The 17250-nt window shown below is 43.8% G+C and carries 13 protein-coding genes; 8 read left to right on the top strand and 5 right to left on the bottom strand.

Annotated elements, in window-relative coordinates:
• Positions 1–224: 224 nt before the first annotated feature.
• The 8 genes from N7974_RS05115 (at position 225) to N7974_RS05150 (ending at position 11963) form a co-directional block, all read left to right on the top strand.
• Positions 225–3623, top strand: coding sequence for a transglutaminase family protein (locus N7974_RS05115; RefSeq protein WP_262964567.1), 3399 nt, complete (start codon positions 225–227; stop codon positions 3621–3623).
• Between the two features lie 182 nt (positions 3624–3805).
• Positions 3806–5110 (top strand): citrate synthase, encoded by a 1305-nt coding sequence (locus tag N7974_RS05120; RefSeq protein ID WP_262964568.1) that lies wholly within the window; start codon positions 3806–3808, stop codon positions 5108–5110.
• Between the two features lie 250 nt (positions 5111–5360).
• Positions 5361–7931, top strand: a complete 2571-nt coding sequence (locus N7974_RS05125) for a circularly permuted type 2 ATP-grasp protein (protein WP_262964569.1) — start codon at positions 5361–5363, stop codon at positions 7929–7931.
• The gene (locus tag N7974_RS05130) at positions 7928–8863 is read left to right on the top strand and encodes a transglutaminase family protein (protein ID WP_262964570.1); all 936 of its coding nucleotides are present in this window, start codon (positions 7928–7930) and stop codon (positions 8861–8863) included. The genes N7974_RS05125 and N7974_RS05130 overlap by 4 nt, the downstream gene beginning before the upstream one ends.
• 150 nt (positions 8864–9013) lie before the next feature.
• On the top strand, positions 9014–9709 hold the full coding sequence (locus N7974_RS05135) for a P-loop NTPase family protein (RefSeq protein WP_262964571.1): 696 nt from the start codon (positions 9014–9016) through the stop codon (positions 9707–9709).
• Between the two features lie 126 nt (positions 9710–9835).
• Positions 9836–10642, top strand: a complete 807-nt coding sequence (locus tag N7974_RS05140; RefSeq protein ID WP_262964572.1) for a transglutaminase family protein — start codon at positions 9836–9838, stop codon at positions 10640–10642.
• 16 nt (positions 10643–10658) lie between these two features.
• Positions 10659–11414 carry a peptidase gene (locus tag N7974_RS05145; RefSeq protein WP_262964573.1) on the top strand — a complete coding sequence of 252 codons (756 nt, stop codon included), beginning with the start codon at positions 10659–10661 and terminating at the stop codon, positions 11412–11414.
• A gap of 90 nt (positions 11415–11504) precedes the next feature.
• Positions 11505–11963, top strand: coding sequence for a hypothetical protein (locus N7974_RS05150; RefSeq protein ID WP_262964574.1), 459 nt, complete (start codon positions 11505–11507; stop codon positions 11961–11963).
• A gap of 348 nt (positions 11964–12311) precedes the next feature.
• Here N7974_RS05150 and N7974_RS05155 read toward each other — a convergent pair whose 3' ends face one another.
• The 5 genes from N7974_RS05155 to N7974_RS05175 all read right to left on the bottom strand — a co-directional run bounded on the left by N7974_RS05155 (position 12312) and on the right by N7974_RS05175 (position 17204).
• On the bottom strand, positions 12312–13250 hold the full coding sequence (locus N7974_RS05155; RefSeq protein ID WP_262964575.1) for an alpha-E domain-containing protein: 939 nt from the start codon (positions 13248–13250) through the stop codon (positions 12312–12314).
• Entirely contained in the window at positions 13250–14701 is a 1452-nt protein-coding gene (locus N7974_RS05160; RefSeq protein ID WP_262964576.1) for a circularly permuted type 2 ATP-grasp protein, read from the bottom strand. Before N7974_RS05160 ends, N7974_RS05155 begins: the two co-directional genes overlap by 1 nt.
• 601 nt (positions 14702–15302) lie before the next feature.
• Positions 15303–15512, bottom strand: coding sequence for a dodecin (locus tag N7974_RS05165; protein ID WP_262964577.1), 210 nt, complete (start codon positions 15510–15512; stop codon positions 15303–15305).
• Complete coding sequence (gene murU, locus N7974_RS05170; RefSeq protein ID WP_262964578.1) at positions 15505–16185, bottom strand: N-acetylmuramate alpha-1-phosphate uridylyltransferase MurU; 681 nt, start codon at positions 16183–16185, stop codon at positions 15505–15507. The genes N7974_RS05165 and murU overlap by 8 nt, the downstream gene beginning before the upstream one ends.
• The gene (locus N7974_RS05175) at positions 16185–17204 is read right to left on the bottom strand and encodes an aminoglycoside phosphotransferase family protein (RefSeq protein ID WP_262964579.1); all 1020 of its coding nucleotides are present in this window, start codon (positions 17202–17204) and stop codon (positions 16185–16187) included. The genes murU and N7974_RS05175 overlap by 1 nt, the downstream gene beginning before the upstream one ends.
• Positions 17205–17250: the final 46 nt, after the last annotated feature.

A 17250-nucleotide genomic window follows, 5' to 3' on the forward strand; every position in this document is an offset into this window, starting at 1 on the left:
TTTGAACAAGAGCCTTATTCGTAACCATATCTCGAGGTTATTACATCAACTAATGATTCTGGAAAAATCCGGCCGGATAGGATGCCAAGCGTATTATCCGCGCTTTTTTTCTAAAAATCCTCAACATGGAACAATTCATGCTTACACTATTACATACAGCTTACTAAATCAAAGCTATTATTAAAAATAAGCCAAACCAACCATCGGGCAATAGGAAAAAAACTATGACCATTCGCGTCGCCATTCGTCACAAAACAATATACAACTTCGATAGACCGGTATCCTTGTCCCCGCATGTGTTTCGATTACGTCCGGCAGTACATTGTCGAACTCCTATCAAAGCTTATACCTTGCGTATTGAGCCCAAAAATCATTTTATTAATTGGCAACAAGATCCTTTTGGTAACATTGTTGCCCGCGTGGTATTTCCTGATAAATGCCAACAACTTACTGTTGAGGTTGAAGTTGTTGCCGATATGACCGTGATAAATCCCTTTGATTTTTTTGTTGAAGATTATGCCGAAAACTATCCGTTTACTTACGACGCACTAACACTTAAAGAACTGCAACCCTATCTGGAAACCACTGAAAACGGCCCGTTATTAATACAATGGGTAAAAGATTTTGATGTCAGCAAGCGCTCTATCAATGATTTTTTAGTCGATATTAATCGCACTGTTTTTGAAGCACTTAGCTATAACATTCGTATGGAAGTCGGTATCCAAAGCAGCGAAGAAACGCTGGCAATGCGCAGTGGTTCGTGTCGGGATTCCGCGTGGTTATTGGTGCAGATACTTCGTCATCTGGGACTGGCTGCCCGTTTTGTATCCGGCTATCTGGTGCAACTAACCTCTGATATTAAGTCACTGGACGGCCCTTCAGGTCCCGAACACGACTTCACCGATCTACATGCATGGACGGAAGTTTTTATACCCGGCGCAGGCTGGATAGGGCTGGATCCTACTTCCGGTTTATTGACGGGCGAGGGCCATATTCCACTGGCGTGTACCCCGGATCCTGCCAGCGCTGCACCGGTAACCGGCGGCACTGACAAATGTGAAGTGGAATTTGAATTTAGTAATACGGTAGATCGCCTGCATGAAGACCCTCGGGTGACCAAACCTTATACCGAGGAACAGTGGTATCACATTGATGCGCTGGGACAAGCTGTTGATAAACAGTTAATGGAAGACGATGTCCGCCTGACCATGGGAGGCGAACCTACCTTTGTTTCGGTCGATGATATGGAAGGCGATGAATGGAATACGCACGCAGATGGTGCAAACAAGCGTGAACGTGCACAACAATTGACCATTCGTCTACGTGATGTCTTTGCAAAGGGGGCAATGTTACATTATGGTCAAGGCAAGTGGTATCCGGGCGAGCCTTTACCGCGTTGGCAATATGGCATTTTCTGGCGTAAAGATGAGACAGCCATTTGGCGCAATCCTGCCTTGCTTGCCGATATTAACCAAGATTATGGCCATACGGTCAAACATGCGCAAAAATTTATTCACCAAATTAGTCAACGTTTGGGCGTTCAATCCCGCTATATCGCCACTGCTTTTGAAGACAGCTTTTATTATCTCTGGCAGGAAGGCACCCTGCCCGAAAACCTTGACCCGTCAAAAATTAATTTAAAAGATTCTATTGAACGCAAAACCTTAACCAAAATTCTGGATGCCGGTCTGGATGAACCGGTAGGTTTTACTTTACCGATTAAGTGGAATTGGTCTGAACAGTGCTGGAAAAGCGGGCCTTGGGATTTCAGGCGCGGTGCCATGTTTCTGGTTCCGGGCAATTCCCCCATGGGTATGCGTTTACCATTAGAAAGTTTGCCTTGGGTTGCCCCTGAAAAACGCGATTCGCAAGAACCCCAAAGTCTGTTTGGAGACTTACCGGAATTGGGCGATTATTATGGCGAGGTGACGCGCCGTTACAGTCGTATCGAAGCCAAGAAAAAAGAACATCCGGAGATTATTGAACAGGAACCCGGTGATGATGTAACCATAGAAGTTGAAGTACCGCATACCGCGCTATGTGTCGAGGCTCGTGAAGGCCGGTTGTATATTTTTATGCCACCGCTAACATTACTGGAACATTATCTGGAACTGGTCGCCGCCATTGAAGCGACTGCCGACAGCTTGGAGATTCCTATAGTACTGGAAGGTTATGAGCCACCGCGTGATTATCGTATCGAACGATTAATGGTGACTCCTGACCCTGGCGTTATTGAGGTGAATATTCATCCGTCCAAAACCTGGTCGGAGTTAGTGGAAAAAACCACCATTATTTATGAACAGGCACACCTGACCAGACTGGGTACCGAAAAATTTATGCAGGATGGTCGTCATACCGGAACCGGCGGCGGCAATCACATTACCATGGGCGCGGAAATGCCGACTGATAGTCCACTATTGCGTCGTCCTGATTTATTACGTAGCCTGATTACTTACTGGCAACATCACCCCGGCTTGTCGTATTTATTTTCAGGTATGTTTATCGGCCCCACCAGCCAAGCTCCGCGCGTTGATGAAGGTCGGGACGAAAAGCTCTATGAACTGGAAATTGCTTTTCAACAAATACCTGAAGGTGAAGTCCCTGAACCTTGGTTGGTTGACCGTTTGTTGCGCCATTTACTCACTGACATCACCGGTAACACACATCGCTCCGAGTTCTGTATTGATAAACTTTATTCGCCGGACAGCTCAACCGGCCGACTGGGTATTTTGGAATTGCGTTCTTTTGAAATGCCTCCCCATGCCCAAATGTCACTGGTACAGATCGTCTTACTACGGTCATTAATTGCCTGGTTTTGGCGCGAACCTTATAAACACGACTTGGTGCGCTGGGGAACTGAATTGCATGACCAATTTATGTTGCCGCATTATGTCCGCGAAGACATGAAGCAAGTCACTAAAGACTTGCAACGGGCAGGTTTTGGTTTTGATCTGGAATGGCTGGAACCGTTTTTTGAATTCCGCTTTCCTCGCTATGGCAATACCCTGATTGACGGCATTGATATGGAATTGCGTTTTGCTATTGAGCCCTGGCATGTCCTGGGCGAGGAAGTCAGTAGCACCGGCACCGCGCGTTATGTCGATTCATCGGTTGAGCGCATCCAGGTATCGGTCACCGGCTATACTGAAGGGCGCTATGTCATTACTTGTAACAGTCGACGTTTACCCATGCGTAACACCGGACGTAAAGGTGAGTTTGTTGCCGGTGTCCGTTATCGGGCCTGGCAACCACCTTCAGCCTTACATCCTACAATAGCGCCACATGTGCCCTTGGTATTTGATGTCATTGATACCTGGAATGGCCGCTCAGTTGGTGGCTGTAAATATTATGTCGCGCATCCCGGCGGTCGTAGTTATGATGATTTTCCGGTTAACGATTATGCCGCAGAAACCAGACGCATGACACGTTTCTGGGACTATGGACATACCCCGGGAGTTATTATCAGACCACCGATTGCGACCACCCGGGTGGCCGCTTCAGATAAACCGTTATTGGCAAAATTCAGTATTACTGATGCAGCACCAAGAGCCATGGCACCACCTGAGGAAGAATTGAGCACAGAGTATCCTTTTACACTGGATTTACGCCATCGTAACCGATAATTTTTACCCACCAAAGTGAGTATTATAAGTTGGGTACTACTTTAATTAATACGACTGTTGAAAGGTATTTTGCCCACTAAAATGAAAAATAGTGGACAATAATTACGGGTATTTTTACCCGCAATGGCTTTGCCAGTATCAAATAACCAGATAACAACACCTTACTATAGAGATATATTTATATGAGCGATAGATTAAAACTGCTAACTCCGGCAACCTTGATACTGGAAGATAAAAGTTATTCATTACCAACGTACATCGGTGTTGAAGGTGAAAAAGCCATTGATATTACCAAGTTACGTGGCCAAACCGGCTATGTGACACTGGATGACGGCTACGGTAACACCGGTGCCTGTGAAAGTGCTATCACTTATATTGATGGTGAAAAAGGTATACTTCGTTATCGTGGCTACCCAATAGAAGAATTGGCTGAACATTCGCGATTTGTCGAAGTTGCTTATTTGTTGCTCTATGGTGAATTGCCAAGCAGTGATCAATTACTGACCTTTTCAACCCGTCTTAATGAGTCGTCTATTATTCATGAAGATATGCATCATTTTTTCAACGGCTTCCCGCGTGGATCTCATCCCATGGGAATTCTTACCACGATGGTCGCCTCCTTATCCACTTTTTATCCGGTGCCCGATGAGCTGGATGAAGCGACAGAAATACAAATTGTTGCCAACCTGGTTTCTCAGGTACGTACCATCGCTGCATTTTCTTATAAAAAATCAATCGGTGAACCGCTGGTTTATCCTTCCATCAAGTACAAATACGCCAGTAATTTTATGAACATGATGTTCTCGTCACCAGTACGTGATTATCAACTGGATCCTGACATTGTTCGTGCCATTGATATGCTGCTGATACTGCATGCAGATCATGAGCAAAATTGCAGTACTTCGTCGGTACGCACCGCAGGCTCCAGCATGGCTAATGTGTATGCCGTCATTACTGCGGGTATTGCTGCACTATGGGGGCCACGTCATGGCGGAGCCAATCAGGAAGTGATTAAAATGCTGGAACAAATACACGCAGAAGGGGGTGACGGAACCGAATTTATTAATCAGGCAAAAGACAAAAATTCATCCAGTCGGCTAATGGGCTTTGGCCATCGTGTTTATAAGAATTTTGATCCTCGTGCCCAAGTATTAAAACAGCATTGTGACAAGTTACTTAACAAACCGGGTATCAATGATCCACTACTGGATATTGCCCGACGAATTGAAGAAATTGCCCTGAAAGATGACTATTTTATTTCCCGAAATTTGTATCCCAATGTAGATTTTTACTCGGGTTTAATACTACGCGCGGCAGGAATACCTACCAATATGTTTACTGTTTTATTTGCTATTGGCCGTATGCCCGGATGGTTGGCACATTGGCGTGAAATGATCCATGGTGAAAAAGTGACTATTTATCGTCCCCGTCAAATATATACCGGCGAGACATTACGCCACTATCAGGATATTAAGCAAAGATCTTAAGCGATGCCCTGCGCCACTTGGGACTATTAATTTCTGGATATCACCTTAACCGTATTTTTGTATGGAACCCTGAATTAATTAAACCCACAAAACGGGCCGCGTAAGCTTTGGCTTTCAGGGCGAACACGGCAGGCATTACAGAAAATTAATGTACTTTAATCAACGAGGACTCTGTACCCATACGACTTTTTACCTACCAGCTCTCTATAAAATTGTCAGGCCGACCATGAATAAACATAAGGAATAATCAGTGCGTAACGACAACAACCCTGCCAATGATATTGGCACGCAATATTACGCGACGCAACTGGGCATTTACGATGAAATGTATGCCACTGAAAATAAAGCACTACCTTATTGGGAGCGCTTTATGGGCGCACTTGAAGCTATGGGCAGCGAAAAACTTGAGTTACGCCGTAGGGAAGCTCAACGGTTGTTGCGTGAAAATGGGGTTACCTACAATGTTTATGGCGACTCACAAAATTTAACCAGACCTTGGCGGCTTGATCCTGTTCCCTTACTGATCAGCAGCGAAGAATGGTCGGTTATTGAAACAGGCCTCAAGCAACGTGCAGCCCTGCTTGACCTGATTCTAAAAGATATTTACGGCAAACAAAACCTGCTAAAAAAAGGCTTGCTGCCCGCTGAACTGGTTTTGGGTCATGAAGGCTTTTTACATCCTTGTGTCGGCGCCTTGCAAAATCAGCTGCGACATCTGACTATTTATTCAGCCAATCTTGCCCGTGGTCCCAACGGTCGCATGTGGGTATTGGATGACCGTACTCAGGCACCTTCCGGCTCAGGCTATGCGCTGGAAAACCGCACCGTAATGACACGCGTTCTGCCGGATATTTTTCGAGAGACGCAAGTCCACCGCTTATCCGTTTTTTTTAAAGCCCTACGTAAAGGACTTGCTGATATTGCGCCGCACAATAAAGAAGACCCGCGTATCGTCATATTAACCCCTGGTCCACTTAATGAAACCTATTTTGAGCATGCCTATCTGGCCTCTTATCTTGGCTATACTCTGGTTCAGGGCGGCGACCTAACGGTACGTGATGGTCGTGTATGGCTTAAATCATTGACCGGTCTACAAGCTGTCGACGTTATTTTACGCCGGGTTGATGACTCCTTCTGTGATCCACTGGAATTGCGCAGCAGTTCACAACTGGGCGTGGCAGGACTACTGGAAGTTGTGCGTCGTGGCAATGTCGCCATTGCCAATCCTTTGGGCAGCAGTATTCTTGAAAATCCTGGTTTACTGGCATTTTTACCGAGATTATCCCGGCATTTTTTAAATGAAGAACTCAAGCTGTCTTCGGTTGCAACCTGGTGGTGCGGGCAGCGCCGCGAACGGGACTTTGTCCTGCAAAATCTTGATAATCTGGTCATTAAGCCTATCAATCGTAGCATGGGTAATCATGCCGTTTTTGGCGGTGAATTAAGTAGTAAAGAAAAAGAACAACTGCGTAGCCAAATTTTGGCTAAACCGCATTTATTTATAGGTCAGGAACGAGTCAGTTTCTCTACACTACCGGCATTTATCGACCATAGTATCGAACCACGCAACGCCGTCATACGCAGTTTTGTGGTCGCCAGCGGCGATGATTATGTGGTGATGCCCGGTGGACTTACCCGTATCGCTCGCCAAAAAGATAATTTTATCGTTTCAAGTCAGGCCGGCGGCATTAGTAAAGACACATGGGTATTGGCATCTGAGCCTGACAAGCCGATAAGTTTATGGACGCAACCCAAGCGCAATCAACTGATTGATGCAGCCACCGAACCGCTGACCAGTCGCGCGGCAGACAATCTGTTTTGGGTAGGCCGACATCTTGAGCGCACTGAAGCAGTAACACGACTGTTACGAACCATATTACTAAAATTAAGGGAATCTTTGGAGTTTAAGGACTCCATTGACACTGAATGCCTTAACGTATTGTTGCGAACCTTGACTCAGGTCACCGGTACTTATCCCGGCTTTGTAAAAGGTGATGCACAGCTATTGAAAACACCTGAAGCCGAGTTATTGTCTCTGGCTAAAGATGGTCATCGCAAAGGTTCATTGACGGCAAATATTCAAGCCTTTTTTCAAGCAGCCTTCAGTATCCGTGACTTTTGGTCACAAGATACCTGGCGTAGTGTTGACAATATTCAACGTCGATGGCAGCAGCGGGTCATCAATAATGAACTCAATATCGAACAGTTACAAAATAATCTGGATGATTTAATTACCGGCATCGTCGCCTTTACCGGCTTAACCAATGAGAGTATGACCCGTGAAGCCGCCTGGCTGATGCTTGACAGCGGACGCAGACTGGAACGTGCCTTGGCGCTGATTGCCTTACTCCGCTCAACATTGGCATTGCAACACGAGGATGCCTTACAAAATCAGGTGCTTGAAGCGGTTCTGGTTTCAACTGACAGTTTAACCATTTATCAGCGTCGCTACCGCTCTTTTATCCAGCTACCGATGGTACTGGAATTATTATTACTGGATGAAACCCATCCACGCTCAGTCGCCTACCAACTCCATCAGTTATGTATCCACGTGGAAGCATTGCCGCGCTGCAAAGGCAATAGTCATCTCAGTAAAGAAGAGCGATTAATTTTAAAAGCTTATACAGACCTGCGTCTGTGCAATGTACTTGAATTAACCCAAGCTACCGAAAATAAAGCTATTTATATTGATTTTGACAAGTTACTGGCAAATACGACTGCTTTGTTATGGCAGTTTGCAGAAGTTATTGCTGATGCTTATTTCAGCCACTCACAGACTTCGGAGCTGATGATACTTAATACCCCTGAGGATGAACTGTGAAATACCGAATTACCCACAGCACCTTCTATCACTATAGTCAGTCGGTCGGATTATGCCAAAATGAAGTCAAATTACAGCCTCGTAATTTCTGGCGTCAGCATTGTCACAACAGCCGTTTTGACATTAAACCGACCCCGATGGATTTTCGCGAGCGAACTGATTTTTTCGGCAATCGCGTGACTTATTTCGCTATCCAGCAGCCTCATACGCAACTGATCGTTACCGCAATCAGTGAAGTAACGATATTTCCGAGAGAAAACAATCTGGATTTATTTAATCAGTTAACGTGGGAGCAAGTGCGCAGCCTGTTACAGGGAACGCCGCTGCAAATACAGTCACAAAGTGAGCAAAGTCAAAACCAGGTACAAATCCAGGATAATAATCTTGAAATACTGGACGCACGTCAATACGTAATTGACTCGCCAATGGTGACCATTATTCCTGAGCTTGCTGACTATGCGCGTAGCTCGTTCCTGCCCAATCGGGCATTGGTCGATGTTGTGCATGATTTAATGGGGCGCATTCATAAAGACTTTACCTATGATCCAACCTTTACCACTATCGCGACGCCCTTATCTGAGGTGCTAAGTTTTCGTCGAGGCGTCTGTCAGGATTTTGCACATCTGGCGATTGGTTGTTTGCGTGCCTATGGCATAGCTGCGCGTTACATTAGCGGTTATGTTGAAACTTTGCCTGAACCCGGAAAGCAGCGTTTAACAGGTGCTGATGCCTCCCATGCGTGGTTTTCAGTCTATATTCCCGGTACTGGTTGGCTGGATTTTGATCCTACCAATAATACCGTACCGCTGGATCAACATATCACGCTGGCCTGGGGCCGTGATTATGCTGATGTAACACCGCTTAAAGGCATTGCCTTTGGTGGCGGCCAACATACATTGTCGGTGTCAGTCGATGTATTAAGGCTGGAATAATAATTCAGGTGAAAGGTGCAAGGCGAAAGGCATAAGACTAAAAGGTGAGTTAGGTTACTCCCCCACTGTTTTTTTAGCCTTTTACCTTGCACCTTTTACCTTGAACCTTGAACCTTGAACCTAAATAATTTTTAACTTAGAGGAGTTTATATGAGTACCATTCATCTTATTGGCGGCGAAAAAGGCGGCGTCGGAAAATCCGTTGTTGCCCGTCTACTGGCACAATACATGATTGATAAAGATATTCCCTTTATCGGTTTTGATACCGATAGATCACATGGCTCGTTACTACGCTTTTACACAGACTATGCATCACCGACTGTTATCGATGATTACCAAAGCCTGGATGCCATTATAGAAACCGCTTCAGCAGAACCGGAGCAACATATTTTAGTTGATCTTGCTGCACAAACCCATCATCCATTGGGTAAATGGATAGAAGAATCCGGCGTATTGGAATTGGCCGAGGATTTAGGAATTTCAATTTATTATTGGAATGTAATGGACTCAGGTAAAGACTGTGTCGATTTGCTGAACAAGTTACTCACTCAATATGGCACGCGTCTTAACTATATTCTGGTGCAAAATCAACTGCGTGATGAGCATTTTAACATCCTGGAATTTTCGGGCGTTAAAGAACGGGCCCTGGCTTTTGATGCCAAAGTTATTACCTTAAAGCGCCTGCATGCACCGGTAATGACCAAGATTGACAGTAACAGCTACAGCTTTTGGGCCGCAAAAAACAAAGATCCCGAAAGCCTCAATGCCTTGGGTTTACTTGAAAGACAACGAGTTAAAATCTGGCTAAATCATGCTTATAAAGAAATTGAATCGTTGGGTATTTAAGATCTTTTATTGCCATAATCAGGAAACAGGCTCGGGTACTCTACCCGTATCTACAGTTGATATGGTTATACCGAAAAACTGTGTAATTTAGGGTAATCATGAGCCATTTTCGCAGGGTTTACCGATATGAAATTAAGGGTTAGTTGTAATCTTGACTTCCAGATAGTTGAAGCGAGTGTTTTGATTTTAATGCTGCGTCCTTTTAGAGGCTTACAGCAATGGATAAACCATGAAGCTTACACCATAGAACCTGCCATACCAATAATAGAATGCACTGACAACTTTGGCAACTCATGTCAGCATCTGTCAGCACCTGTTGGAGATTTTTTGATCCATACCTCGTCTGAGGTCATGGTAAATGATAATAGTGATATTGCACCCGGCGCTTATTTTGTTGAAATACAGCATCTTCCCAACGAAGTACTTACCTTTCTGTTACCCAGTCGCTATTGTGAATCCGACCGGTTTGGCGATCTTGCCAGAGACATCATCTGTGACGCCCTGCCCGGTTACGATCAAGTCAGTAAAATTAATGCCTGGGTTCGGGAATCTATCCAGTATTTACCCGGTTCCAGTGAATTTCCACTCTCCGCTGTTGAAGTACATTATCGTGGTTATGGCGTGTGCAGGGATCTTGCGCAACTTGCCATAGCGCTCTGTCGTAGCATAAGCATACCGGCGCGACTGGTTGTGGGTTATCTGTATGATTTACAACCCATGGATTTACATGCCTGGTTTGAGGCCTATATTGGCAATCAATGGTACACCTTCGACCCTACACAATTTGACTCTCGGGGTGGCAGGGTGGTCATTGCTTTTGGGCGCGATGCCGCAGATGTTTCGATATTTCATCAATTTGGTGCAGGCTGTTTATTGAACAACATGGACGTTCGGGTCGATTTACTGGATAATTCACCGATTATAACTTTATAACAACGGCTAAACCTTCATGACTTATTGTATTGCAGCTTCTATAGACGAAGGACTTATTCTGGTTTCCGACTCAAGAACCAATGCCGGTATTGATAATGTCAGCACGCACGGCAAAATGCACGCATTTGATACGCTAAGCGACCGTAAAATTATTTTACTCTGCGCTGGCAACCTGGCAACAACTCAGGCCGTTTTAGAACAATTACATCGCGACAAAATAAAAAATGCCAACATAAATTTTAATAATGTAGAAAGCCTGTTTGAGGCCGCCGAATATTTAGGCCAGGTCAGCGTTGAAAAACAGAAACAATATGTCAGCGCGCAGGGAAAATCTGCATTTAACCCCTCTGCCAGCTTTATTTTAGCGGGTCAAATTGGCACAGATCCCCATGGGGCTTACATGGTTTATGCAGAGGGTAATAGTATAACCAGCTCAGCCAACACACCTTTTCTACAAATTGGCGAAAGTAAATATGGTAAACCCATACTGGATCGATTTCTTAAACTGGGCACCTCAATAGACGAAGCGGCACGTTGCTGCCTGGTGTCTATGGACTCTACCATACGTAGTAATGCCAGCGTAGGGGCACCTGTAGAAATGCTGATTTACCGTAAAAACAGCTTTAGTCTGGAGGAGTATTATTGTTTCGACGATGATGATGACTATATGTTGCAGCTCAGACGTAGCTGGGAAACCAAGCTACGTGAAGCGATTGCCTCATTACCCTGCCTGGATAAAAAATTGAATAAAACCATGCATGTCGCTCTATAACATCATTGGCTTGATACCAATAAGTGGCTGGTGGCTTAAAACCAGCCATGATCTGTTTTAAAAAACCACAAGCACTTTAGAGAATTAACGATGGGCAAAGCCAGCCGAAAAAAACAGTTACAAAGACAACAAAAACCGTTTGAAAGCGTTAAATTATCGGCAGCGCTGATAGAATTATGTGCAGAATTTGAGCCCGAAAATCTGTCAACCAAGGAATTTGAGAACCTTATTGCTCTGGCAGCAGTCGCATGGAATATTGGGGTGTTACCCAAAGAAGAACGTATCGATAAGCTTACTGCATTTATAGATGAAATGCCCGCCATGCGGCAAGAATTGGAAAATGAATTGAGCACTGTAGTCAGTGATGACTCAAAAGAGACTCAGCTTTCACCGGCAAAGACGACACTGCATTTTCTGGGCTCGTTGATTCAGCGCAAAGACGAATTATTTCCAGACGACAAGCGGCTTATCGTCAATTTCAACGTCAAAGATAGCCTAACAGGCCCGCATCTTACCGTGTCATCAGCCCCTATAAAGACTAAAAAATAGCACTATAGTAAAATTTCCAATTCACGTTGCTGCAAACTCGTACGGATACCATCCCTTAAAGGGATGATATCCGTTAGTATCGAAATTATTTATCTTAGAATATATATATTCTTAAGAGACATTTGCCGTACCGTGCGTATCTTGAAAACCAAAACAGGCTACCGATTTAAAGCGGGACAGATAAATAAAACTGGCCTATTGATTCCGGGAGCGCTGAGTCCCAGCTCGGCGTAGTCAGTAATTGGTTTGATTATCCCGTGCCGAGCTGGGGCTCGGCGCTCCCGGAAAGTTATCTGTCCCGTCTTAAGTTGGTAGCCATTAATTCAGAGCCCTATGCTTCCAGCGACTTTACTCCTCGGTAGCCGTCAAAAACCAGTTATCGGCAATTTGAGAATGTAATTCTCCCAACTTGTTTTGTAAACCATCAAGAATACTACGCAATTGATCTTGTGTGGTTTGCCTGGTATCAATATCTTGCACATAGGCGTCCAGCTCAGCAAGCTTCAAAGGCAACCCATCATTATTAGGTAACTTACTGATACAAAGTGACATTTCTGCTATGCAGCAACCCACGGATCGCGGCAAATTAGCATCCAACAATAAAAAGTTAAGCACATCATCACCTTTAACCCTGCTACGTATTTGTTGACGGTACATTAACAAAGCATTCAGGGCCTTTAAAACATTCATCCATAAAATAGTTTCGTATTGGCGCATTTCATCACTACGCGATTCCGATAGTAGCAAGGAAGCTAAATCGAGAATACGACTGGTCATATCGGCACGCTCAATGTTTCTACCTAAAAGAATAAACCGATAAGGGTGATTATGGCTCATATAGCCGGACAACAAGCCTGTAAATCGCTGACAACCTTTCAGTATTTCATTAAGAAATAATACGCGTTGACGCCTGTTAACAACCGTTTCCAGATTGTTTTTTGCAAACAAATACATTTCGTTGACTTGCTCCCATGCCTCATCCGGCAACAGCTCCCGGGAGGTACGAATATTTTCCCTGGCCGCGCTTAATGACGAGAATAAAGAGCCTGAATGACTGGCATCGGCTAACAGAAATCGGGTGATATTACGCTCATTGGCGACATTGTTTTTTTCATAGAATTCTTGTTCCGAGGCACTGATAAGGATCAGTTGCCGCCACCCCATTTCAACACCCTTGGGTAAGTCCATTAATAAATTCATATGGACACTAACCAGTCTGGCAATATTTTCGGTACGTTCCAGATAACGTGCTAGCCAATACAGGCGTTCTGCCGAGCGAGATAACATTAATCTTCCTCCATATTAATAACCCAAGTATCTTTACTGCCACCACCTTGCGAGGAGTTAACTATCAAAGAACCTTTTTTCAAGGCAACCCGGGTTAATCCGCCGGCTGTTACATAAGTGTTTTCGCCTTGTAAAATAAAGGGACGCAAATCAATATGACGCGGCTCCAATTTACCTTTGCACAATGTTGGTGCGGTTGAAATGGCTAAAGTGGGCTGTGCAATATAGTTGCGTGGATCTTTTTGGATAATTTCCCGAAAATGTGCGACTTCTTTTGCTGTGGCATGAGGACCGACCAACATACCATAACCACCCGATTCATTGGCCGGTTTTACTACCAGTTCCGCCAGATGTTCAAGTACATAGGCAAGATCTTCTTTATTGCTGCACAAATAAGTCGGTACATTCGGGAGGATCGGCTCTTCATTCAAGAAAAAACGTATCATTTCCGGCACATAAGCATAAACGACTTTATCATCAGCAACACCCGCACCTGGCGCATTAGCCAGCGCAACATTGCCCGCCTTCCATGCTCGCATCAAACCTCGAACACCCAGTGTTGAATCTTTACGGAATACTTCAGGATCAAGGAAATCATCATCTATACGGCGGTAAATAACGTCGACTTTTTCCAAACCTTGAATGGTGCGCATGTAGACACAATCATCATCATTAACCACCAAGTCGCTACCTTCAACCAGTTTCGCGCCTATTTGCTGCGCTAAATAGGCATGTTCAAAATAGGCTGAATTATATATGCCGGGAGTCAATACCACACAAGTCACTTGTCCATCTTGGTGCGGGGCAATTGACAATAGCATGTCATGTAAATGGGTGGGGTAATCATCAATGGGCAGGATATCAATATCCTGTAACAGTTCTGGAAACACACGTTTGGTGATAACCCTGTTTTCCATCATGTAGGAGACTCCTGATGGCACCCGTAAATTATCTTCCAAAACATACATGATGCCATCTTTATCACGCACCAAATCAGTGCCACAAATATTGGCCCACACATTATGGCGAGGCTTAATACCAATGCATTCCTTACGAAAATTCTTGGAGCTATTAATAATTTCACCAGGCATTTTGCCCGCGTTAATGAAGGCTTGCTCGCCATAAACATCACTGATAAAACAGTTTAAGGCCGTTAACCGTTGTTTTAAGCCTTTTTCTATAATTCGCCATTCTCTACCATCAATAATCCGTGGAATAATGTCGAAAGGCCATGCACGATCTATATTACCTTCATCACTGTAAACTGTGAAACTGATACCCATTTCCATAATAGCCAATTCGGCAGCAATTTTCCGTTTATCAATATCCTCTTTTTTAAGAGAATTTAAATATTGGCATAATTTATGACTCACAGCACGCGATTGAAACTCCGAAAACATAAGTTCATCGTAAGCACTTTCAGTTTTATAATTTTTCCAGATTGATTTCATAATGCGTCACTATTAATGTTTGGTTTTATAAAAATGAAGCATGAATAATGCCAAATTTTAAATTTACCGGTTATATAATGTTTTTTTGTGTTGCCAATAATAAAATCATATTCTGCGTCGATAGTAAAAACCAACACAACGTCATTGATAATATTATCAGCGTTCTTCTTTGGCAAGGGAATTGGTGTAAAGAAATTACAGCATCTTTCATTTTTGCACGAAAGTAGCGAGCAGTTTTGCCCATAAAACGATACCAACCGGAGATTGCAACTCCGACTGAAACAGTTGAAGACTTCAATCGCTTTCAAAGCATAAGTAAAAGTATTACAAGCCAGTCACAACTGAGTTTTAAACTGTCTTTAACGCTACAAAATGTACTTTAACCATTAACACAAAATTTTTAGATTAACGATATTGCTTTTTTCATTAAATTTATATTCTGTAGTTTTTTTAAAAGAATAGACTATTTAATTCACTTTTGCATTTAACACTGAGAATAGGCTTGAACGCCCTATGAGCTCAACTGCTATTTTTAGAATGATGACCGCCATACTGTGTTTTGACAATATGACGTCGTGGGGAAGAAGTGACGATAAATTGCTTATTCGGACAAAGAAAATCCAACTTTAACGGTAACCTGCCAGTGGGCAATCTTACCATCGGCGATGTGTCCACGGGTTTCGATAACTTCAAACCAGCGCATTTCGTGGATAGTTTCCGAAGCTTTACTGATAGCGCTTTCAATAGCTTCCTGAATGCCAACAGTCGATGAACCGGTCAGCTCTATTTTTTTATAAACATGGTCAGTCATGAATTATTCTCGTTGTGTATAAAAGGTTAAGTTCCTGCAAACGTCCGGGTGTACCTATATCCATCCAGAAGCCTGCAAATTTTTGCCCTGAAACCCGTTGATTCCCTATTGCCTGTCGCAATAAAGGCCCCAGTTTACTACTTCCGGCAGGTATATTACTGAATAATTCAGGACGGTATAATCCAATACCACTAAAAGTTAATTTTTCCGTGCCGTTATCAATAATTTTACCCGTACTATCTAGATAAAAATCACCTTCCGGATGATGCTCAGGATTATCGACCAGTACTAAATGCGCTAAATCAACCGCCTGACTTTTAAGTTCGGCAAAAGGAAAGTCGGTAGCAATATCGCCATTGACCACCAAAAAAATATCGTTACCCAATAGAGGCAATGCATTAATAATGCCTCCCGCCGTTTCCAGTCCCTGCTCACCTTCCGAAGAGTATTGAATATTGGCACCATAGCGCTGACCGTTACCCAAATAAGCTTCTATTTGTTGGCCAAGGTGGGCATGATTAATAATCATATCCTTAAAACCTGCCGATACCAGTTGGTTAATGGTATGCTCAATAATGGTTTTTCCGGCCACAGGAAGTAGTGGTTTGGGAGTGTAATCTGTCAACGGACGCATTCTTTCGCCACGCCCTGCGGCTAAAATCATAACTTTCATTAGCTTGTCACATCCTCATTTTTAACCGCTTGCTTATCAACTTGCTTTGGAGTCGAAGACAAAACAGTGTAGACAGGTAAAACCTGCTTTTTGAGAAAATCACTAAACTCTGCAAGTTCAGGATAATTTGCACAGACAGCCGTCACATAACCCAAAGTACGCGGTATATCGTTAAGATAGCCAGACTTGCCGTCTCTTAAATGCAAGCGGGAAAAAATACCGATAGCTTTGAGGTGCCGTTGTATCCCCATTAAATCAAACCAACGCTTAAAACAAATCGGCGTACAAGCTATCAGTTTCGCTTGCAGAAGCCTGTCATAGTAATCAGCCATCCAAAGTTCAACCTGTTGCTGTGGCCATTCAATATAACAATCCCGCAGCAACGAGACAAGATCATAAGTTATCGGGCCGATAACGGCGTCCTGAAAATCGATAACCCCAGGAGAATCATCCTCCAAAACCATAAGATTCCGCGAGTGATAATCCCTGTGAACACAAATAACCGGTTGCTCCAGTGCGGAGTTGACCAAAATAGTGCGCACGGTTTCCCAAAGTGATTGAGGAATCTCAATATCCAGCCATTCATTTAAAAACCAGTCTTCAAAAATACCCAGTTCCCGTTGCAAAAGTGGCTCGTTATAGCCCGGTAAATTACACTCTTGAATAATGGTATACGACTGTAGCTTAAACAAGGCATCTAAAGCACTTTGATATAATATAGTCGCATTATCGGCATTGAGCCGATCTAACAGACACTGCGAGCCAAAATCCTCAAGTAATAAAAACCCGTCACTAAGGTTTTGCTGCAAAATAACAGGAACATTGACATGAGAACGCGCCAATAACCCGGCAACTCTTATAAAGGGCTCAATATTTTCTTTTTCCGGTGGCGCATCCATAACAATAAATTGCCCCTCGGGTACTTTAATTCTAAAGTAACGTCGAAAACTGGCATCACTGGAGGCAGGTTCGCAGGAAGTAACCGTCAATAACAGGTCGTTTTCAAGCCAATCGAGCATGGATATTGTTCTTAAGTCGTCGAGCATCATGATATTTGGGTTAGAT

Source organism: Methylobacter psychrophilus, from assembly GCF_025583945.1.
In the GTDB taxonomy this organism is placed as follows: domain Bacteria; phylum Pseudomonadota; class Gammaproteobacteria; order Methylococcales; family Methylomonadaceae; genus Methylobacter_C; species Methylobacter_C psychrophilus.